The sequence below is a fragment of the Shimia biformata genome (assembly GCF_016888515.1).
Lineage (GTDB): Bacteria > Pseudomonadota > Alphaproteobacteria > Rhodobacterales > Rhodobacteraceae > Shimia_A > Shimia_A biformata.
The window spans coordinates 784440-804302 of sequence record NZ_JAFEJK010000001.1 but is presented as its reverse complement, the minus strand read 5'-3'; the positions used below and the strand labels follow the sequence as shown (position 1 = coordinate 804302).

At 60.7% G+C, this 19863-nt stretch carries 22 protein-coding genes; 11 read left to right on the top strand and 11 right to left on the bottom strand.

Annotation, left to right across the window (positions count from 1 at the left end):
- The first annotated feature begins 127 nt into the window (after positions 1–127).
- Positions 128–772 carry an SH3 domain-containing protein gene (locus tag JQ863_RS03830; RefSeq protein WP_204113000.1) on the top strand — a complete coding sequence of 215 codons (645 nt, stop codon included), beginning with the start codon at positions 128–130 and terminating at the stop codon, positions 770–772.
- 74 nt (positions 773–846) lie between these two features.
- A complete protein-coding gene (locus JQ863_RS03825; protein WP_204112999.1) occupies positions 847–1692 on the top strand; it encodes an SDR family NAD(P)-dependent oxidoreductase in 846 nt (281 codons plus the stop codon).
- Positions 1693–1694: 2 nt separating this feature from the next.
- Here JQ863_RS03825 and JQ863_RS03820 read toward each other — a convergent pair whose 3' ends face one another.
- The gene (locus JQ863_RS03820; protein ID WP_204112998.1) at positions 1695–2651 is read right to left on the bottom strand and encodes an ATP-grasp fold amidoligase family protein; all 957 of its coding nucleotides are present in this window, start codon (positions 2649–2651) and stop codon (positions 1695–1697) included.
- 254 nt (positions 2652–2905) lie between these two features.
- Here JQ863_RS03820 and JQ863_RS03815 point away from each other — a divergent pair, with 254 nt between their 5' ends.
- The 4 genes from JQ863_RS03815 to JQ863_RS03800 all read left to right on the top strand — a co-directional run bounded on the left by JQ863_RS03815 (position 2906) and on the right by JQ863_RS03800 (position 5585).
- The gene (locus JQ863_RS03815) at positions 2906–3106 is read left to right on the top strand and encodes a twin transmembrane helix small protein (protein ID WP_204112997.1); all 201 of its coding nucleotides are present in this window, start codon (positions 2906–2908) and stop codon (positions 3104–3106) included.
- A gap of 5 nt (positions 3107–3111) precedes the next feature.
- On the top strand, positions 3112–3684 hold the full coding sequence (locus tag JQ863_RS03810) for a cob(I)yrinic acid a,c-diamide adenosyltransferase (protein ID WP_204112996.1): 573 nt from the start codon (positions 3112–3114) through the stop codon (positions 3682–3684).
- Positions 3685–3900: 216 nt separating this feature from the next.
- A complete protein-coding gene (locus tag JQ863_RS03805) occupies positions 3901–4659 on the top strand; it encodes an electron transfer flavoprotein subunit beta/FixA family protein (protein WP_204112995.1) in 759 nt (252 codons plus the stop codon).
- Complete coding sequence (locus tag JQ863_RS03800) at positions 4659–5585, top strand: electron transfer flavoprotein subunit alpha/FixB family protein (protein WP_204112994.1); 927 nt, start codon at positions 4659–4661, stop codon at positions 5583–5585. The genes JQ863_RS03805 and JQ863_RS03800 overlap by 1 nt, the downstream gene beginning before the upstream one ends.
- Before the next feature lie 34 nt (positions 5586–5619).
- Here the strand turns inward: JQ863_RS03800 and JQ863_RS03795 are convergent, their stop codons facing one another.
- Positions 5620–6483 (bottom strand): DUF6473 family protein, encoded by an 864-nt coding sequence (locus tag JQ863_RS03795; protein WP_204112993.1) that lies wholly within the window; start codon positions 6481–6483, stop codon positions 5620–5622.
- Positions 6484–6639: 156 nt separating this feature from the next.
- Here JQ863_RS03795 and JQ863_RS03790 point away from each other — a divergent pair, with 156 nt between their 5' ends.
- Complete coding sequence (locus JQ863_RS03790; RefSeq protein WP_204112992.1) at positions 6640–7515, top strand: 3-hydroxybutyryl-CoA dehydrogenase; 876 nt, start codon at positions 6640–6642, stop codon at positions 7513–7515.
- Positions 7516–7615: 100 nt separating this feature from the next.
- Here JQ863_RS03790 and JQ863_RS03785 read toward each other — a convergent pair whose 3' ends face one another.
- Genes JQ863_RS03785 through JQ863_RS03755 form a run of 7 tightly spaced genes read right to left on the bottom strand, consistent with a single transcriptional unit; the run spans position 7616 to position 12969 of the window.
- Positions 7616–8485 carry a lysophospholipid acyltransferase family protein gene (locus JQ863_RS03785; RefSeq protein ID WP_204112991.1) on the bottom strand — a complete coding sequence of 290 codons (870 nt, stop codon included), beginning with the start codon at positions 8483–8485 and terminating at the stop codon, positions 7616–7618.
- A gap of 10 nt (positions 8486–8495) precedes the next feature.
- A complete protein-coding gene (locus JQ863_RS03780; protein WP_204112990.1) occupies positions 8496–8774 on the bottom strand; it encodes an HPr family phosphocarrier protein in 279 nt (92 codons plus the stop codon).
- 4 nt (positions 8775–8778) lie between these two features.
- Positions 8779–9171 carry a PTS sugar transporter subunit IIA gene (locus JQ863_RS03775; protein WP_204112989.1) on the bottom strand — a complete coding sequence of 131 codons (393 nt, stop codon included), beginning with the start codon at positions 9169–9171 and terminating at the stop codon, positions 8779–8781.
- Positions 9168–10097 carry an RNase adapter RapZ gene (rapZ, locus tag JQ863_RS03770; protein WP_204112988.1) on the bottom strand — a complete coding sequence of 310 codons (930 nt, stop codon included), beginning with the start codon at positions 10095–10097 and terminating at the stop codon, positions 9168–9170. Before rapZ ends, JQ863_RS03775 begins: the two co-directional genes overlap by 4 nt.
- The gene (locus JQ863_RS03765; RefSeq protein ID WP_204112987.1) at positions 10090–10533 is read right to left on the bottom strand and encodes an HPr kinase/phosphorylase; all 444 of its coding nucleotides are present in this window, start codon (positions 10531–10533) and stop codon (positions 10090–10092) included. The genes rapZ and JQ863_RS03765 overlap by 8 nt, the downstream gene beginning before the upstream one ends.
- An 18-nt stretch (positions 10534–10551) precedes the next feature.
- Positions 10552–12237: a sensor histidine kinase gene (locus JQ863_RS03760; RefSeq protein ID WP_204112986.1), complete on the bottom strand. Its 1686-nt coding sequence runs from the start codon at positions 12235–12237 to the stop codon at positions 10552–10554.
- A gap of 30 nt (positions 12238–12267) precedes the next feature.
- Positions 12268–12969: a response regulator transcription factor gene (locus tag JQ863_RS03755; protein ID WP_204112985.1), complete on the bottom strand. Its 702-nt coding sequence runs from the start codon at positions 12967–12969 to the stop codon at positions 12268–12270.
- A gap of 405 nt (positions 12970–13374) precedes the next feature.
- On the opposite strand from JQ863_RS03755, the gene JQ863_RS03750 reads away from it, so the two are divergent.
- Positions 13375–14973, top strand: a complete 1599-nt coding sequence (locus JQ863_RS03750; protein WP_204112984.1) for a phosphoenolpyruvate carboxykinase — start codon at positions 13375–13377, stop codon at positions 14971–14973.
- 76 nt (positions 14974–15049) lie between these two features.
- Here the strand turns inward: JQ863_RS03750 and JQ863_RS03745 are convergent, their stop codons facing one another.
- Entirely contained in the window at positions 15050–16012 is a 963-nt protein-coding gene (locus tag JQ863_RS03745) for a Hint domain-containing protein (RefSeq protein ID WP_204112983.1), read from the bottom strand.
- A 163-nt stretch (positions 16013–16175) separates the two neighbouring features.
- Positions 16176–16943: a sulfite exporter TauE/SafE family protein gene (locus JQ863_RS03740; RefSeq protein ID WP_204112982.1), complete on the bottom strand. Its 768-nt coding sequence runs from the start codon at positions 16941–16943 to the stop codon at positions 16176–16178.
- A 144-nt stretch (positions 16944–17087) separates the two neighbouring features.
- Between JQ863_RS03740 and JQ863_RS03735 the strand changes: the two genes are divergently transcribed.
- The 3 genes from JQ863_RS03735 (at position 17088) to JQ863_RS03725 (ending at position 19857) form a co-directional block, all read left to right on the top strand.
- Positions 17088–18776, top strand: a complete 1689-nt coding sequence (locus tag JQ863_RS03735; protein ID WP_204112981.1) for an acyl-CoA dehydrogenase family protein — start codon at positions 17088–17090, stop codon at positions 18774–18776.
- Between the two features lie 148 nt (positions 18777–18924).
- Positions 18925–19230 (top strand): hypothetical protein, encoded by a 306-nt coding sequence (locus JQ863_RS03730; RefSeq protein WP_204112980.1) that lies wholly within the window; start codon positions 18925–18927, stop codon positions 19228–19230.
- A gap of 90 nt (positions 19231–19320) precedes the next feature.
- Positions 19321–19857 (top strand): TetR/AcrR family transcriptional regulator, encoded by a 537-nt coding sequence (locus JQ863_RS03725; RefSeq protein WP_204112979.1) that lies wholly within the window; start codon positions 19321–19323, stop codon positions 19855–19857.
- Positions 19858–19863: the final 6 nt, after the last annotated feature.

The window sequence follows — 19863 nt, the reverse complement described above, 5'->3', positions numbered from 1 at the left end:
CGGTAAAGCGGCCATGCGGGGAAAACGCATGGTTTTTTCACTGACCGCTCGCGCACCATCCATGTTAGTGTCCGAAATCGTAATGAAATCATGTTGATCTGACACATTCCCGCCGGGACCACACCCGATGAAAAAATTTGTTTTTCTCAGCTTTGTCTTTCTAGGCTGGGCTTTCTATGAACTGAGCGGCGGCGCCGATTTCAATCCGCGTGAAACGCTGGAAGACCAGGCACAAGCCCGGTCCGTGACGCCTGCACAGCCAGCTGGCATCGCAAGTTCAGACCAGGCTCCAGTGACGAGTCCGGCCTCGGCGCCGGTTGAAAAGGCCGCCGGACACACCTCCGACCTGGCAACCCTGACCGCACCCGCCGCGATTCCAGCCGTGACATCGCAAAGCACCGTCCCTCAATCACCCGCCCCTGCCCCTCTGACAGAGCCGCAAACCGTGCAGTCCCCATTGGCAGGCGGCGGGTTGACCGTGTCATCGCCCTTTACCACCTCCGACCGCGCATCCACGACGACAGAAGGCGGTGAAACCCCGAGCGCAATTCCACAAATCCTGGCCCAGGATTTCCGCGAGGTGAATGGCAACCGCGTCAACATGCGCGCGGGCCCCGGCACCGGGTACCAGGTCCTGGATACGCTCGTTCGGGGGCAGGTGGTCGAAGTGCTGACCACAGAGGCCAACGGCTGGTCCAAACTTCGCGTGGTCGACACACAGCGCATCGGCTGGATGTCCTCGCGCCTGTTGACCGAACGGGCATTCGACTGACGACGGGTGCCTTGCCCTTGCCCCATTTGCCCGCCATAGAATGCGGCGCACAAGGCAAGAGGCACCGGCAGCAGATGGCGAAAAACACCGCACGAAAGTCGATCCTGATCACGGGATGCAGTTCGGGCATCGGCCTTGATGCCGCCAAGGGCCTGCGCGACCGGGGCTGGCATGTCTTTGCCTCTTGCCGCCAACAGGCCGACTGTGACCGGTTGAACGCAATGGGTTTTGACAGCCCGCGCATCGACTATGCCGATACCGACAGCATCCGCACCGGTCTGGCCGAGGTGCTGGACAAGACCGGCGGCACTCTGGACGCGCTTTACAACAACGGCGCCTATGCCATCCCCGGCGCGGTCGAAGACCTGCCGACCGACGCCCTGCGTGCCATCTTCGAGGCCAACTTCTTCGGTTGGCACGAACTGACGCGGGCCGTGATCCCGGTGATGCGCACACAGGGAACCGGGCGGATCGTCAACTGCTCTTCCGTCCTTGGACTTGTGCCCATGAAATGGCGCGGCGCCTATATCGCCACCAAATACGCGCTGGAAGGTCTGACCGATACGCTGAGGCTGGAAATGCGCGACACGGACATCAAGGTCGTGCTGATCGAACCCGGCCCCATCACGTCGAAGTTCCGCAAGAACGCCGCTCTGCATTTCGAGAAATGGATCAACTGGGAAGCCAGTCCGCGCGCCACGCAATACCGCAACAGCCTGCTGAAACGGCTTTATGCGCAGTCAGAAACTGCCGACCGGTTCGAACTGCCCGCCGAGGCGGTCACCCGGAAACTGATCCACGCACTGGAAGCGAAGTCCCCGAAACCGCGGTATTTCGTGACCAAGCCGACATTTGCAATGGATTTCCTGCGCCGAATCCTGCCGACGCGTGCACTGGACTGGGTGGTCGCAAAGGGATAGGGTCACACCCCCCCTGTGGAAAGCCGCGGATCACCTGCCCAATGACCAAATCCGGGTTCGGCGTCCCAGCCAAGCTGCTTGCAAATCGCGCGGCCAGTCTCCTCCAACTGCGGCAACCGGGAGAACTCCATCTTCTGCGCAAGCTCAAGGTCGCGCTCGGGTGGCTCGAACCGGGTGCGGAACGCCCCCGGTGACATCGTGATCTCTCCCAGCACCAGCCGGTCGTCAAACTTCATGAAGTCGATACGCGCAACCGCAAAATCGGCCGAAAGCACCTGTGCGACTTCGATCATTTGTTCCAGAAATGGTGGCCGCGGCACATCCATTCTGACCGGCGCGTCAACGGCCGGACGTGTTTTGACCGGCTGCCAGTTTGTGCCGAAATAGACCGGTGGGCCATCATTGACCCGCGGCGAGACATGCACGACCTCGCCCATCACGCAGAAAATCTTGTACTCGACCCGGTGCGCCCCGGACGGCAGGAACTCTTCGACAAGATACCGCGTCGGAATATCGCGATAATGAAACTCGGACTGAACACGCCAGAAGGCGTCTCGCTCCCACTTCCAGACAAGGCGCTCAAGCTCCGCCGCCTCGGGGCCGCCCGCACCGAGTATCTGGTTCTGATTACACCCATTCGATTTCTTCAGAACCCCTGCCCTTGGCAGCTTCGCCCGCAAGACGGACTCTACATCATCATAAACTTCCAACAGGCGCGGTGGTTCGATATCCACCCCTTTTAGCCTGACATAGTCCCGAAAACGGACCTTGTCGGCGACCAGCGACATCAGCGGATTGGGGTGGACCAGTTGCAAGGCCCGCCCCTTTTCGAACAAGCGGGTCGGATTGGCGAAATCCGGGATTTCAAGGTTCCATTTCACCCAGCCATAGGCAACGCCCTGAATCTCGTTTTCGTATGTCTGGTCATAGATGAAACCGGGGCGCTCATGCAGGGGCAAGTCGCGCGCCGCCGCCCGGGCGCGCTTTCGCCTGCGATCGATCTTGCGCAGGTACTTTATCGCGCGAATTTTGCCAGCCCCTATCATCGACGCTGATATCCAGCCATTTTTGCGGTCACTGCGACAGCTCCTTTTCTGCGCCCGCAACATGACGGTTGCCGCCCCTCAAATCCACTCTAATTCCGATTGCAGGTTCAGTTTCATCGTGGGATTCTTTAAGGAGTCCGGTGAATTGTAAGTTACAGGAGAGTCGCATGGCCTCGGATCCCTTGTTCTGGGTGGTCGCCGCCGCAGCGATCAGTGTCTTGGTAATCTTGATGATCGGCATCGGCGGGTTTGCCCGTGGGGGCGAGTTCGCGCGCAAGAACTCGAACAAGATCATGCGCCTGCGCATTGCCGCGCAATTCGTGGCAATTCTGCTGATCCTGCTGTTCGTCTGGATTCGAGGGGGCTGAGTGGGATGGTTGTCCTGAACAAGATCTACACCCGCACGGGGGACAAGGGTGAAACCGCGCTGGGAAACGGGGACCGCGTTGCCAAACACGCCCCGCGTGTGGCCGCTTACGGGACCACGGATGAATTGAACGCCACCGTTGGCATGGCACGACTTCATGCGGATGGTGACATGGACGCGGCCCTTGCCCGCATCCAGAACGACCTTTTTGACCTTGGCGCCGATCTCTGCCGCCCCGATCTCGCTGGCGATGCAAAGGCTGAATACCCGCCCCTGCGCATGATCGAGCCCCAGGTCACCCGGCTGGAATCCGAGATCGACGGAATGAACGGCGACCTCGAAGCGCTGAGATCCTTCATCCTGCCCGGCGGGTCCGCCCTTGCCGCGCATCTGCACCTGTGCCGCACGGTTGCGCGCCGGGCCGAAAGGCTGGCCGTGGAACTGGCCGCAATGGAAGAGGTGAACACCCATGCGGTGAAATACCTCAACCGGCTCAGCGACTGGTTCTTCGTCGCCGCGCGAGTGGCCAATGACGGCGGCAAAGCCGATGTCCTGTGGGTGCCCGGCGCCAACCGCTGACGCCGCTGTCGCGCCAATGTTTGCGCTATCTGCCTGAAATCCCTTGCAACACTCTCGCAACAACCTCGCGTCAATTAATGCGGGACGCGGCGTCGCTGGGCCAAAACGTGACGTTTTTACCCTGTATCCGCGCCGCGCAAGAATATATCAACGCCGCGAGAGCGTTTCGCCCGAGTCGTATCCTCGGCTCATATTTTTTGAAGGAGTCTTACGCCCATGAAGGTGCTTGTGCCCGTCAAACGCGTGATTGACTACAACGTGAAAGTCCGTGTGAAGGCGGATGGCAGCGGAGTTGATCTCGCCAACGTCAAGATGTCGATGAACCCGTTCGACGAAATCGCAGTCGAAGAAGCGATCCGTCTGAAAGAAGCCGGCAAGGCTGACGAAGTCGTCGCCGTGTCGATCGGCGTGAAACAGGCGCAGGAAACCCTGCGGACCGCGCTGGCCATGGGTGCCGACCGTGCGATTCTGGTGGTTGCCGCCGATGACGTCCATCAGGACATCGAGCCGCTGGCAGTTGCCAAGATCCTTGCCAAGGTTGTCGAGGAAGAACAGCCCGGCATCGTCCTTTGCGGCAAGCAGGCGATCGACAATGACATGAACGCCACCGGCCAGATGCTGTCGGCGCTTCTGGGCTGGAGCCAGGCGACCTTTGCATCCGAAGTGGACATCGACGGCGACAGCGCTGTTGTGACCCGCGAAGTGGACGGCGGCCTGCAGACCATCAAGGTCTCGACCCCGACCATCATCACTGTCGACCTGCGCCTGAACGAGCCGCGCTATGCGTCGCTGCCGAACATCATGAAGGCGAAGAAAAAGCCGCTGGATGAGAAAACCGCCGCCGATTACGGCGTCGACGTCACCCCGCGCCTTGAGGTCGTCAAGACCGCGGAACCGGCCGAGCGCGCCGCAGGTATCATCGTGGGTTCGGTGGACGAACTCGTCGCGAAACTCAAAGAAGCGGGGGCTGTGTAATGGCTGTTCTTCTTCTCGCAGAAGTCAACAATGGCGAACTGGCGCTGGACGCCACCGCCAAGGCTGTCACCGCCGCGAAATCGCTGGGTGACGTGACCGTTCTGGCCGCTGGCGCATCTGCCGCCGCTGCCGGAGACGCCGCCGCCAAGATCGATGGCGTCGCCAAGGTGCTGGTCGCCGAAGACGCTTCTCTGGGCCACCGCCTTGCGGAACCTACCGCCGCGCTGATCGTGTCGCTGGCGGGTGACTACAGCCACATCGTCGCGCCCGCGACCACCGACGCCAAGAACGTGATGCCCCGCGTGGCCGCGTTGTTGGACGTGATGGTGCTGTCGGATGTAACCGGCGTGGTCGATGCTGATACGTTTGAACGTCCGATCTATGCCGGCAACGCCGTGCAGACCGTGAAATCGTCGGATGCGAAAAAGGTCATCACCTTCCGCACCTCGACCTTCGACGCCGCTGGTGAAGGCGGCTCGGCCTCGGTCGAATCCATTGGCGCCGCCGCCAACCCCGGCCTTTCGGAATGGGTCGAGGACAAGGTCGCCGAAAGCGACCGTCCCGAACTGACCTCGGCTGGTGTCGTCGTCTCGGGTGGTCGTGGTGTCGGCTCGGAAGAGGACTTCAAGATCATCGAAGCGCTGGCCGACAAGCTGGGCGCCGCCGTGGGTGCGTCGCGCGCCGCCGTCGACTCTGGCTATGCGCCGAACGACTGGCAGGTCGGTCAGACCGGCAAGGTCGTTGCGCCGGACCTCTATATCGCCGTCGGCATCTCGGGTGCGATCCAGCACCTTGCCGGCATGAAGGACTCGAAAATCATCGTCGCGATCAACAAGGACGAAGAGGCCCCGATCTTCCAGGTTGCAGACTTCGGCCTCGTCGCCGACCTGTTCCAGGCTGTGCCGGAACTGACCGAAAAACTGTGATCTGCTTCGGCGGCAGACGCCGCCATGCAAGCACTCATGAAAGGCCCGCCCCCGTGGTGGGCCTTTTCTTTGCCATCACGTCCTCGATCACCGGCACCAGTGCGGTCGCCATCTCGACATGGGCGCGCGGGCCGGGTGTCCGCTCGGCGGCGGGGCGGTCCAGCTCGTCAAAAACCATCCCCTCGGTGCCCGCATCCCGCGCCTTGACCGAATACTCGACCTCGACAATGTCGCGCACCATCGGGCGCAGTTGTTCAATCAGCAAGCGATCGACAAACACCGGGTCACGGCCGGGACCGGGGTCACTGGTTGCCTGGTCCGGGGTGCGGTCTGCCGCCCACAACAGGATCACATCGCTTTCAATGACATTGATCAGCATCTGCATCCGGGCCAGCCATGCCGCGCGCAACTCTTCCCAGATCAGCGGGAACCGGTCCGGTGCGCGAGCAGCCAGCCGCCCGATCAAATGCCGGGTGAAATTGAACTCTGTAAAATCGACCTCGCGAAAGATCATTTTCATGGTCTGAGACGCGCCGATGAACCGGTCGTTCCGGCGCGGATGGACGCGATAGAACCGATTTGACATGTTATGCGCGCCCATAACTTGAATCACCGTCACCTGCGCCTGCCGCGCCGCATCCGTGACCGCCGGTTCGTTCAGAAACACGTCAATCCCGGCATTGCCCCAGCCGAAATTGGCGCAGGGCAACCCCAACGCCTGTTCCACAAGCTCTGGGAATGGCTCGGCCACGAATTTCCCGAATGTTTCGGTTCCGCCGATGAAGGCAATATGACTTCCGTCCAGTCGTTTGCGTGGCCCGCGAAACGCGATCCGCGACTTTCCGTACCGGCACAGCTCATAGTCGAGCGCCCCCGCGCCCGGTTTTTCAAATGACATGGTTCCCACCAGTTTTTGTTCACCCGCCACAAGATTCGCCGAAAGGGATTGTCAAATCGTGAAAGGGGCAGTTTGTCTCGAATTTTCGGCGTCGCGCGCTCTTGCAGCCGGGATCGTAGCAAGCCTATTGTCGGGCAAACTGCATGGAGCTTCGGAATGGATATCACTTCAATCGGCGTCATTGGCGCGGGCCAGATGGGGAACGGGATTGCCCATGTGATGGCGTTGGCGGGCTATGACGTGACGTTGAACGATATCAACCAGGATGCACTGGACGCAGCGATTTCGCGAATCGACAAGAACATGGAACGGCAAGTCAGCCGCGACAAGATTTCGGCCGACGAAAAGGCGGTGGCCATGGGTCGGATCACCGCGACCTTGGACCTGCCCCGCGTTGGCGAAACCGATCTTGTGATCGAGGCCGCGACCGAGGCCGAAGAGATCAAGTACAAGATTTTCGACGCGCTTCTGCCGCATCTGAAACCCGAAACGATCCTGACCTCAAACACCTCGTCGATCTCAATCACACGTCTGGCAAGCCGCACCGACCGGCCCGAGCGCTTCATGGGGTTCCACTTCATGAACCCGGTGCCGGTCATGCAACTGGTCGAACTGATCCGCGGCATCGCCACGGACGAGGCCACCTATCAATCTTGCCTTGGCATCGTCGAACGCCTGGGCAAGACCGCCGCCTCCGCCGAAGACTATCCCGCCTTCATCGTCAACCGCATCCTGATCCCGATGATCAACGAAGCCTGTTATGCGCTGTACGAAGGCGTGGGCAACGTGTCATCGATCGACAATGCGATGAAGCTTGGCGCGAACCATCCGATGGGGCCGCTGGAACTGGGCGATTTCATCGGGCTGGACACCTGCCTTGCGATCATGCACGTGCTGCATGACGGGCTGGCGGATACCAAATACCGCCCCTGCCCCCTCTTGACCAAATATGTCGAGGCTGGCTGGCTGGGCCGCAAGACCAAGCGCGGGTTCTATGATTATCGCGGGGACGTGCCGGTCCCGACCCGCTGAGAGGCGTTCCGGGTGCGGGGGCGCTGCCCCCTCGTTCGAAAATGCAGGCATTTTCAAACTTCACCCCCGAGGTATTTCCGGCAAGAGGAAACGGGCGCTGTTACGTCCCGCGACCCAGGTTCAGCGTATGCTGCCGCAGCCACGCCATGAAGCCGCGCGGATCGGTCTCCAACGGCGCCATCTGGTCATCCGTCAGTTTTGCACCAATCACCGGCGCGATCGGCTTGTCGCAGGAGCGCACGATTTCATGCAGCAGAAGCCCCTGGCGCAGGATCGGCGAGATTTGGCAGGCAATCTGGTAGGCGCGGGAATTGCGACCAGGAAAGAAGATCGGCACCACCTGCGCCCCGGACCGGCGGATCATCTTGGCGGTAAACACGTTCCATTCGCGCTCGATCGCCTCGCCCCACCACCCGTCGGATGACATCACCACGCCGGATGGAAACAGCGCCACGACACCGCCATTCTTGAGGTGATCCATCGCCTTACCGCGCATCTCGACCATCTTGCGCTGCGCATCCGGGTCGTGTGGGAAAGGCACCGGGATCATGAAACTGGTGGCGGCTTCGTCGAGGCCGGTCAGCACCGACCGGGTCAGGATACGATAGTCCTGACGCACGCGACCGATCAGTTCGGCCAGCACCATCCCGTCCACCATGCCATGCGGGTGGTTGGCGACGACGACAACCGGACCGTCCTTGGGGATATTGGCCAATTGGTCCGCTGGGGTCTGCAGATCTATTCCCATGACCTTTAGTGCGCCGGCCCAAAACCGTTGTCCGCGATAATCGGCGTTCTGTTTTTCGAACTTGTTGACCATGCGCAGGATCCGGAATTTGCCGGTCAACCATTCGATCGTCTTGATCGCCAGAGCCGTCCATCGGTTGTCGAAGGAATTGGCATAGGTCAGCGTGCGACGGTCATAAACCTCGCCCGTGTGCGTCTCTCTTTGAGTATCATCTACGGCCATCGGATTGCCGTCAGAAACCTTCGCCGAACTTGTCGGCCACAAGCGCCTCGATTGCGTCCGCAAGCGGCAGTGCGTCCGGCCCCGAGGTCTGAACCTCGATCGAGGTGCCCTTGGACGCGGCCAGCATCAGCAGCCCCATGATCGAGTCGCCCCCCGTGCTCATCCCGTCCTTGGACACTTCGGCAGAGGCGTCGAATCCCTCAACCACCTCGACAAGCTTGGCGGAGGCCCGCGCGTGCAGGCCTTTTTCGTTCACGATCTGAAGCGTGCGGCTCACGGTCTGGGACATGTATTCAATCCATATTGATATTCTGGCTGTCGATATATTTGCGACCAGCTTCCAGGGCGGCGCGCACCGCGTCAGGGACCGCAAGGTGGCGGCTTTTGGCAAGCTTGATCAACATCGGCAGGTTGGCGCCATAGACAATTCGACGGTTTTCAGGCGCGCAGGCGCGCAGCGACAAGTTTGACGGGGAACCACCGAACATGTCGGTCACGATAACCACGCCATTGCCGTCATCCACTTCATCCGCAGCCAGACAGATCTCTGCCTGTTTTGCACCGCGGTCATGGTCATTTTCAATGGTGATGGCCCGAATGCCCGGTTGTGCCCCGACAACATGGTTCACCGCTGCCAGATATTCTCTGGCCAGCCCGCCATGTGCAACGATCACGATTCCGATCAATCCCTGGTGCCCCTGTGGTGGTCGCGCTTTTGGTTGTCCGGCGCGTTTGCACTGTCCAACTCGCGGTGCCTTATTGACACTTGCCAGCCCTGGTCCGCAAGGGTCCGGGCCAGTGTTTGTGCCACGAAAACCGACCTGTGACGCCCCCCGGTGCACCCAAAGGCAACCGAGAAATGGGCCCGGCCCTCGGCCGTATAGGATGGCAGTAGCATCTGCAAAAGATCACTCAACCTATCGAAGAATTGCAGGAAGCGCGGGTCCGCCGCAACATGAGCGGCAACCGCCGAATCGCGCCCGTCCAGCGGACGCAACTCGGCAACCCAATGCGGATTTGACAGAAAGCGGCAGTCAATCACCATGTCCGCGCCGGGCGGCAACCCGCGCTTGTAGCTGAACGACTGCACCTCGACCGCCAGATCCGCGCCGCCCCCGGTCCCATACCATTTCTCAATGGTCCGACGCAGGTCATGCGGGCTGAGATCACTTGTGTCGATCAGAAGGTCTGCCTCGGGGCGGACGAGTTCCAGCACAGCCAGTTCGCGGCGGATGCCTTCTTCTGGCCCTGCTGAGGGCGCCAGCGGGTGGCGTCTCCGGGTTTCGCTGTAGCGGCGCAGCAGAACCGCGGGGGCGCTGTCGACAAACACCAGTTCAGGAGATATCCCGTCGATCTGAGCAAGTTTTGCCTTGGCCTTCAACAAGGCTTCGGGCGAAAAATCCCGGTTGCGCGCATCCACACCCAACGCGATTGGCTTGGTCAGGGGCGGGCCGTTGAACAGTCTTTTGAACATGCCAAGGGGCAAGTTGTCGATCGCTTCGAACCCCAGATCTTCGAGCGCGCGGATCGCCGTTGTCCGGCCTGCCCCGGACGGGCCAGTGACAAGAACGACCTTGTGGGTTTCAGCGGGGTGGTTGTCCCGATCAGGCATTGCGCCGTTCCCCCTTCAGGATTTGCAGGATCGCCGGGGCAAAATGCGCCGCGTCCACGCGCAGCACAAGGGGCAGTTCGATACCGTGAATGATTGTGACATGCGGATGCGGCAGACGGTCGGTTTCCCTGCGGGACAGGTCGACGCACAGGACGACTTCGGCGGAGGCGTCAGCTTCGGCGGTCAGGATGCCGACGCCGCGCGCTTCGATCTGACCGTGAATGGCGGGGGGAGCGGCTGCCACCAAACGCCCATCGGTCATCCAGACACAGGTGCGGTCATCCGAAATCAGCCGCGCCCCGAACCCCATCAGGTGCAGCGCAAGTGCAGATTTTCCGCTGCCGGATGGTCCTGTGATCAATACCGCGCGGCCGTTCAGCGCCACAGTGCTGGCATGTAGGACTTCACTGTCGGCCGGGGGGAGTTTCCCACGCATGGCCGCACCCCTCGGGGATCAGACCGGAAGGCCGACCACGAAGCGGGCGCCCAACGGGTCCGAAGTGACGTCAGCATCCGTCGGGCGGATGTTCTCGGCCCAGATGACGCCGCCATGTGCCTCGACGATCTGCTTCGAGATCGCAAGTCCCAGGCCCGAGTTGTTGCCAAACTGGTCGGCGGGACGCTGCGAGTAGAAGCGGTTGAAAATCTTGTTCAGCGCCTGGTCGGGAATGCCCGGGCCGGTGTCCTCGACCACGACCAGCACGCGGTTTTCACGTTTTCGGGCCCAAATGCGGATTGCGTCGCCTTCTTCGCAGAAGCTGATCGCGTTGGTGATCAGGTTCACGAAAACCTGCGCAAGTCGCGCCTCAAGGCCGTTGATGACGACGGGTTTGTCGGGCAAATCGGTGATGAAATCTATGCCTTTGCCCTTGGCATCCTCGCCCAGGTACTGGGCGATATTGCCGATCATATCCAGCAGGTTGAACTGTTCTTCGTCTTCCTTGACCAGTTCGCTGTCCAGCCGCGACGCGTTCGAAATATCGCTGACCAGCCGGTCGAGCCTGCGTACGTCATGGTCGATCACATCGAGAAGTTTCTCGCGGTGTTCTTCCTTCTTGACCATGCGCAGCGACCCCACTGCCGAGCGCAGCGACGCAAGCGGGTTCTTGATCTCATGGGCGACGTCGGCGGCGAACTGTTCGTTGCTGTCGATCCGCTCATAAAGTGCCGAGACCATGCCCCGAAGCGCCCCGGACAGGCGGCCGATTTCATCCGGTCGTGCGGTCAGGTCGGGGATGCGGACGCGGCCGGGATTGACTTTGCGCGCACCGTTCTCTCGGCCGACTTCCGCAGCGGCAGCAAGATCAGACAGCGGGTTCGAAATGGTCGAGGCCAGAACCATCGACAGGCCGACCGAGACAACAAGGGCAATCAGGAACATCTGCAAGACGCGCTCTCGTTCGCTGCGCACCATCTGGTCCAGCTCACCCGCCGCGCTGGTCATGACGATAACCCCAACCGGCGCGCCGTTGGCCGGGAACGGCGTCGCAACGGCAAAAACCGATGCACCGCTGCGGTCCTTCAACGTCGCCAGCAACTCACCTTGCCGGGTCGAGTCCTGCGCCAATTTGGTCGCCTGTTGGTCAAGCGGCGGGATCGAGTACAGCACCGCATCACCGTTTCCGGCCAGCTTGTCCCACACCCAGTTCATCGCATTGGTCAGCGGGGTGCCGTCCGGACGCTGCGACAGTTTCTTGGCGGCATCCACCGGAGCCGACCCTGCCTTGCTTTCAATCAAAGTTCCGGTCGCGTCAAAGACATGTACGGTCGAGCCGGTGCTGATGCGCAGCGCCTCTAGTGTGGCGTCGACATCCACCCCGTCACCCGTGACAAGGTTGACCGGCGCGCTGCCGGGCATCTGCGCCTCAAATGCGCCAGCGACAAGCCGCGCCTCGGCCATCAGACCGGTCGCCCGTTGCACGGAAAAGCTGTCACGCGCGGAATTGAGGTAGAGGATACCGGCAACCAGAATGCAAAGGGCGATCAGGTTGAACGTGATGATCTTGCGCGTCAGCGGCGAACGGCTGAGCGGCAATAGCCGGCGTCGTTCACGCCGGCCACGCATCTCTTTTTCGACGTTGGCTTCGGGGGCGACCCAGTCATCCCCCAGCACCACGTCGCCATCGCGACCTTTAGTCATATGCGCAGTTCGCCCCCGATTGCGCTGAGTTTATTCGTCGTTATACCGGTAGCCGATCCCATACAAGGTCTCGATCGCCGAGAATTCCGGGTCCGCCTGGCGCATCTTCTTGCGCAGCCGCTTGATGTGGCTGTCGATCGTGCGGTCGTCGACATAGACCTGGTCATCATAGGCCACATCCATCAGCTGATCGCGGCTTTTTACGAAACCCGGGCGCTGGGCCAGGGCCTGCAGAAGCAGGAATTCCGTCACGGTCAGGGTCACATCCTGGCCTTTCCAAGTCACCGAATGGCGCAGCGGATCCATGATCAGCTCACCACGCTCCATGATCTTGGTGTCTTCGGTCTCGACCGGGCTGTTTCCGTCCAGCGCGTCCTGCCGACGCAGCAGTGCGCGGATGCGTTCCACCAGAAGCCGCTGCGAGAACGGCTTTTTGACATAGTCATCCGCCCCCATGCGCAGGCCCAGGACTTCATCGATCTCATCGTCCTTGGAGGTCAGGAAAATGACCGGCATCGCGGTCTTCTGGCGCAGCCGTTGCAACAGGTCCATGCCGTCCATGCGCGGCATCTTGATGTCCAAGACGGCCATGTCGGGCAATTTCTTGTTGAACGCGTCCAGCGCCTGCTGGCCGTCATTGTAAGTCTCTACTTCAAATCCCTCTGCTTCGAGGGTCATGGACACAGACGTCAGGATATTCCTGTCGTCATCCACCAAGGCGATCTTCGACATTGGCTGTTCCTTATACTGCTCTAATCTGCCTGTTTTTTTCGTCATTATGGGCCTTGCGGGGCGCCACAATCAATCCCAAAACGCGAATCAGGCAGAAATCACGCCCCATTTGCGCCTGAATTTCCTGACAAATCGCTAAACTGTCTCACTTCGGTGACAGTCACCCTCTCCGACCTGCCCATTCGGTCAGCGGTCCCCCGCCCGTTTCCTGACATGGTTGCGCTAACCTGCACTTGGTTGCGCTAACTGCGGTAAACCGTCCTGTTCAACTGCCAAAACAGCGTGTTATGAGCCGCATACCAGCCCTTGACCGGGGCCGGGCGGTGCGTGGAGTCCCGCAATGACCCCGCGGCATCGATACCAAGACCCGCCGCAAGAACAGGACGCGGCTACAGGAGTTAGACAATGACATTTGGACGGGTAAACCCGCAATTCCGCCTCGAAGACCAAGGGATCGAAGGGCTGGGCAATGTCTATTACAACTTTATGGAGCCCGCGCTGGTCGAGGCCGCTCTGAAACGGGGTGAGGGCACGCTGGGCAAAGGCGGCGCGTTTCTTGTCACCACCGGCAAGTTCACGGGCCGTTCACCCAAGGACAAGCACGTGGTCAAGACCGACAGCGTCGCGGACACGATCTGGTGGGAAAACAACGCCGAGATGTCACCCGAGGGGTTCGACGCCCTTTATGCTGACATGCTGGCCCATATGCAGGGCAAGGAATACTATGTGCAGGACCTGGTCGGCGGTGCCGACCCGCGCCATTCGATCAATGTGCGCATGGTCACCGAACTGGCGTGGCATGGCCTGTTCATTCGCCACATGCTGCGCCGTCCCGACCGCGAGGATCTGGACAGCTTCACCGCCGACTTCACCGTCATCAACTGTCCCAGCTTCCAGGCCGACCCCAAGAAACACGGCTGCCGCTCGGAAACGGTGATCGCGCTGAATTTCGACAAGAAACTGATCCTGATCGGCGGCACCGAATATGCTGGCGAAAACAAGAAATCAGTGTTCACGCTGCTGAACTACCTGCTGCCCGAAAAAGGCATCATGCCGATGCACTGTTCGGCCAATCACGCCAAGGGCAATCCGGTCGACACCGCCGTATTCTTTGGTCTGTCGGGCACCGGCAAGACCACCCTGTCGGCCGATCCCGACCGCGTTCTGATCGGCGATGACGAACACGGCTGGTCCGACAATGGCACCTTCAACTTCGAAGGGGGCTGCTATGCCAAGACCATCTCGCTCAACCCCGAGGCTGAACCCGAGATCTATGCCACGACCGAAAAGTTCGGCACCGTGATCGAGAACATGATCTTCGACCCCGAGACCTTTGACCTCGACTTCGAAGACGATAGCCTGACCGCGAACATGCGCTGCGCCTATCCGCTGGAATACATCTCGAATGCTTCGGCATCGGCGATGGGTGGGCACCCCAAGAACATCATCATGCTGACCTGTGACGCCTTCGGCGTGCTGCCTCCGATTGCGCGGCTGACTCCGGCGCAGGCGATGTATCACTTCCTGTCGGGCTTCACCTCGAAAGTGGCGGGAACCGAGCGTGGCGTGACCGAGCCGGAACCGACATTCTCGACCTGTTTCGGCGCGCCCTTCATGCCGCGTCGCCCCGAAGCCTATGGCAACCTCCTGCGTGAGAAGATCGCCAAACATGGCGCGACCTGCTGGCTGGTGAACACCGGCTGGACCGGTGGCGCCTATGGCACCGGCAGCCGGATGCCGATCCGTGCGACCCGCGCGCTTCTGACCGCGGCGCTGGATGGCTCGCTGGCGGATGCCGAGTTCCGCAAGGACGCCAACTTCGGGTTCGAAGTCCCGGTCCACGTGCCCGGCGTGGCCGAGATCCTGCTCGACCCGCGCCGCACCTGGGACGACAAGGCGGCCTATGACGCACAGGCGCAGAAACTGGTCGAGATGTTCTCGAACAACTTTGAGCAATACCTGCCGTTCATCGACAATGACGTAAAGGCAGCCGCCATCGGTTGACAGCTGTCAACTGAACAAAATCAAGCATTAAGCCCCGGCAAAAACCGGGGCTTTTTATTTTCTTAACAATAGGTTACTACGCTGCGAGCCTCGCCTCGTGAGGTTTTAACGCCGGACGCGCCAGACCGAAGTCCGTCGCCCGTCCGCGCAATTCCGGGAACAGCGCAAAGACCTCTTCCGCCTGGGCCCGTTCCAGTCCGCGCAGTGCTTCGACACCGGGATAGAAACTTTCCGACCAGGCGCCGTCGACCAGGACGATCTCATGCTGGTCAAAAAGAATGTGGACATAGGTAACCGCCTGCGGTGCTAGCTGCGAGATCCCTTCGCGATGCAGAAGGTGGCGCGCGGCAACCAGCACCTCGGTCTCTCCGGTGACCGTTTCCACCATGCCCCCCGTCAGCAGGACGCGGTGATTGGGAGACACCATCATGGACCGTTCCGGCATGTTACCGCCCAGCGCGCCCTGCGTGAACCGAACCGGCATCAGAGGCGCAAAGCGGGCCGCATCCTTGCGCGCAATGTGGCGGGTGCCAACCCAGGCGACGGGGCGCAATCCGTTATCGCGCGTCAGAACGCGCGTTCCGGGGGTCAGTGCTTCGATCGGGATGAGTCCATGTTCAGTCAGGATCAGGCTGCCGGCAGTGAAACAAGGCACCGGGCCGCCGCCGATGGTACCGTTTTCCGCTTCATCACGATAAAGACCAGCCAGAAGCACGTCAGCGCCGAGTTTTGCGTCAGTGACCTCGGACCCGTCGGTTGGTACGAAGAAAACGTGGGTTTCGCCGCTTGCATCGGTACTCTCAACATACCAGCCACGCATGACCGTGCCGTCGTCCAGCGTCATTTTCGAATTGTGGCGGAACTCGCTGATCTCATGTCCATTAACAAGGTCTGCATCGCGGTCAGCGTGTTTCTTGCCGATCTCGCCGTCGCCGCCGACATCTTCGAACACAAGGTCGATTGGCGTGACGGAACTGCCGGCCTTGCCCGCGCCATCGCCCAATGTGCCCAGATAGAAAGCTGTTGCTTGATATTCCATGAATTGCCCACCTCAACCAAGGTGACGCCCGCGACAGACCGGTCGCCACAGAAATGTCACAATTCAGATATGGGTCGATCGAGCTGCGTTTTTCAGGGGGAAAACGGGGTGGATTTTTGCACGTTGCGACAGCAGTTTGGGAGATTGCGACAGGGTCGGAAAATCAGCCGAAAACCGCCCGTCGAACCAGGTTCAGAGCCGCGATCGTCAGCACCAGAAGCGTGGCACGGCGAAACTGTGCCTGGTCGATCCGATCCTGGATGCGGGTTCCGATCCACATGCCGCATACCGCCGGAATGACCAGAAGCGCCGAGAATGGCGCGGTTTCAGCGCGAAGCACGCCGGACCCCAGGTGTGCACCCGCCAGTGCCACTGCCCCGAGCCCATATATTACACCCTGCACCCGCATCTGGTCGCGTTTTTCGGTGTTGATCGCGGTCAGATAAGCCACCGTTGGCGGCCCCCAAACTCCGGATATTCCACCTATCAGCCCGGCAAAACCTCCGATCATGGCCTCGGCCCGGAAGGATGGCCGGGCAAGGCTCAGATGTAGCCCAAAAAGCTGAGCGACCGAGAATAGCGCCACCGGTACGCCTATCATCAAGAGCATCACCTCGACCGGCAGAACCCGTACGAACTGGGCCGAGATCACAAGCGTGACCAGCCCCGCGAGCAGAAAGACCCGGAACCGCCTGACCGACGCCAGCGCTGCCTTTGTTCCTTGTCGCAACGCCTGCATTCCATTGGTGACCAATGTCGGCAGGATCAGGCCCGCCAGTGCCAGTTCCGGCGACAGAAACGACCCCAGACCCGAAATCAGCACCATCGGCATGGCAAAACCGACCATGCCCTTGATGACCCCCGCCAGAACAGCAACGAGGCAGGACAAGAGGATCAGTTGGGGGGCAAGTTCCGGGAAAAACGTTAGCATGACAAGCGTATACGCTGCGATTTGCGGCGGGGCAAAGCATTCCGCGCGTAATTAATGAAATGATGGGCGGCATTTTTAGCATTTTTGTTGCGCTGCACTTGCAAAAGAATTATGTCACACTGCAGCATAACGAGGATATGATTCATGGCCCATGACGGACAGGACCTGACGATGACGCAATCTGTAATTCTCCCCGATCTTCTGACATTGACCGGCGCGGCCGTAGCCCCTGTCGAGGCCGTTCTGGATACTGCAACGGCCCGCGTCCGCGACATGGTATCCGTTGACGGCCGAGTGTCTGGCGGACTGATCGAGGAAAACCAGACAGCCGCGCATGGCCTGTCCTGGCTGGCAACATATGCGCAGTCTCTGAAACAGATGCAAGCCTGGGCCGAACGCCTGCAGGCGGATGGCAAGTTCGGTGAGATGGAACAGCTGATCCACCAGATCGCCTTTGGTGAATACCTCTGGCAGGTCTATGGCGGCATCCCGATGAGCCAGAATGAAATCGTCCGCCTTCAGGATCTGGGGCTGACACAGGACGAGATGCGCGGCCTGATGATTCCTGCCGTGATGACCCTGTGCGACAGCGGCAACAGCCAGGGCGCACGAATGCGGCTGGTTGAACTGATGCGCGACAATGCGGGTCACGCCACCTTTGGTGCGTCCGGGCTGAATGAAGAACTGGAAATGATCCGCGAACAGTTCCGCCGCTATGCCGACGAACGTGTGATCCCCAATGCGCATGAGTGGCACCTCAAGGACGAGTTGATCCCGATGGAGATCATCGAGGAACTGGGAGAAATGGGCGTCTTTGGACTGACCATTCCCGAGGAATACGGCGGGCTGGGTCTGTCCAAGGCGTCGATGGTCGTCGTATCCGAGGAACTGTCGCGCGGGTATATCGGCGTCGGCTCGCTTGGCACCCGGTCCGAGATCGCGGCTGAACTGGTCGAAGCGGGCGGCACCGAGGAACAGAAAGCCTATTGGCTGCCGAAATTCGCCAGCGCCGAAATTCTGCCGACCGCCGTTTTTACCGAACCGAATACAGGGTCCGACCTTGGCAGCTTGCGCACCCGCGCGGTCAAAACCGAGGGCGGCGAGTATGAGATCACGGGTAACAAGACCTGGATCACCCATGCGGCGCGGACCCATGTCATGACCCTGCTGGCACGCACCGATCCCGACACCACGGACCACCGCGGCCTGTCGATGTTCCTGGCCGAGAAGACACCGGGCACGGATGAAAACCCCTTTCCCACCGAGGGCATGACCGGCGGCGAGATCGAAGTTCTGGGCTATCGGGGCATGAAGGAATACGAGCTTGGCTTCGACGGTTTCAAGGTCAAGGGCGAGAACCTTTTGGGCGGGGTCGAGGGGCAGGGTTTCAAGCAGCTGATGAAAACCTTTGAGGCCGCCCGCATTCAGACCGCCGCCCGCGCAATCGGCGTGGCGCAGGCCTCGCTTGAAGTGGGCATGCAATATGCCGAGGACCGCAAGCAATTCGGCAAGTCCCTGATCAACTTCCCCCGCGTCGCTGGCAAGCTGGCGATGATGGCGGTCGAAATCATGGTGGCGCGCCAGCTGACTTATTTCAGCGCCTGGGAAAAGGATCACGGCCACCGCTGCGACCTTGAGGCCGGCATGGCCAAGCTTCTGGGGGCGCGGGTCGCGTGGGCCTGCGCCGACAACGCGCTGCAAATTCACGGCGGCAACGGCTTTGCGCTGGAATACCAGGTCAGCCGCCTGCTGTGTGATGCGCGTATCCTGAACATCTTTGAAGGCGCCGCCGAGATTCAGGCGCAGGTGATCGCGCGTCGTCTGCTGGGCTGACCGGAAAGAGGGGGCGTGATAGGCTAGCCTAACAGCCGCCGAACCAATGTTGCGTCACAAGGCCCTGGGCATTGCCCGGGGCCTTGGCATTTTGAACATTGGCCCCAGCGCCCTATCATTCGCGCCCTGGCCAATAAGGGAGGTCACAATGCGGACCATCACTATTACCTATGAATATGGTGGCAACGAAAGCGAATGGCGTGAGGCAATAGACGCCTTCATTCGCGCGCTGGACGCCGACACTCGGAAACCCGGCACATTTTGCTATCAGGTTGCAGTCGCGGACAATGGCACGACCCGCATTCATTGGGGGCGCTGGGACACGGCCGAGACCCTGGCGCATGTCCAGTCGCAGGACTATTTCCAGACATTTGCCGGGAAGGTGCGGGCGTTCTCAGGAGGCGGACCGACAAACACCGGCGCGGATGTTGTGACACGGACCGCCAACTGGTAATTCCGCCGAGTGAGGCTTTGCTGCATCGCAGCAATGCACAGCGACAATGCTGCACTTGCAAAGAATCGCACGCCTGCATATGCCGAAATCATGTCTTCGACCCGCCTTTCCCCCGACCGCTGGATCGATGCCGGCTTTGACGCGCTGGTGTCCGTGGGACCGTCGGCGCTGAAGGCCGAGTCGCTGGCACGGCGGCTGAAGACCACCAAGGGATCGTTCTATTGGCATTTTGCCGATGTCCCCGCCTATCACGCTGCGATGCTGCAACGCTGGGAGAAACTGGCGCTGGCGGACCTGGCAAACATTGCCGAAGCGGATGAGGCACCGGTTCAGAAACTGCGACACCTGGCCCAGTTTGCGTTGCGCGACAGCAAGGGCACCGAAGCCGCGATCCGGGGCTGGGCCTTTGACAGTGCTGCGGCAGCGCAGGCGGTTCTGCGGCTCGATGAAAAGCGAATGGCGGCGCTGGCCGAGGTTCTGGAAGAGGTTGGCCTGCCAAACCCGGAACTCGCGCGTATCGTGCAAGCCGCCAATATCGGCATGGCGGAACTGACCAGCCGCGACCAGCGGGACAATGCCGAGGCCCTTGGAACTCTGGTCGACCTGATCCTTGCGCTTTATGACTAAGGGGGC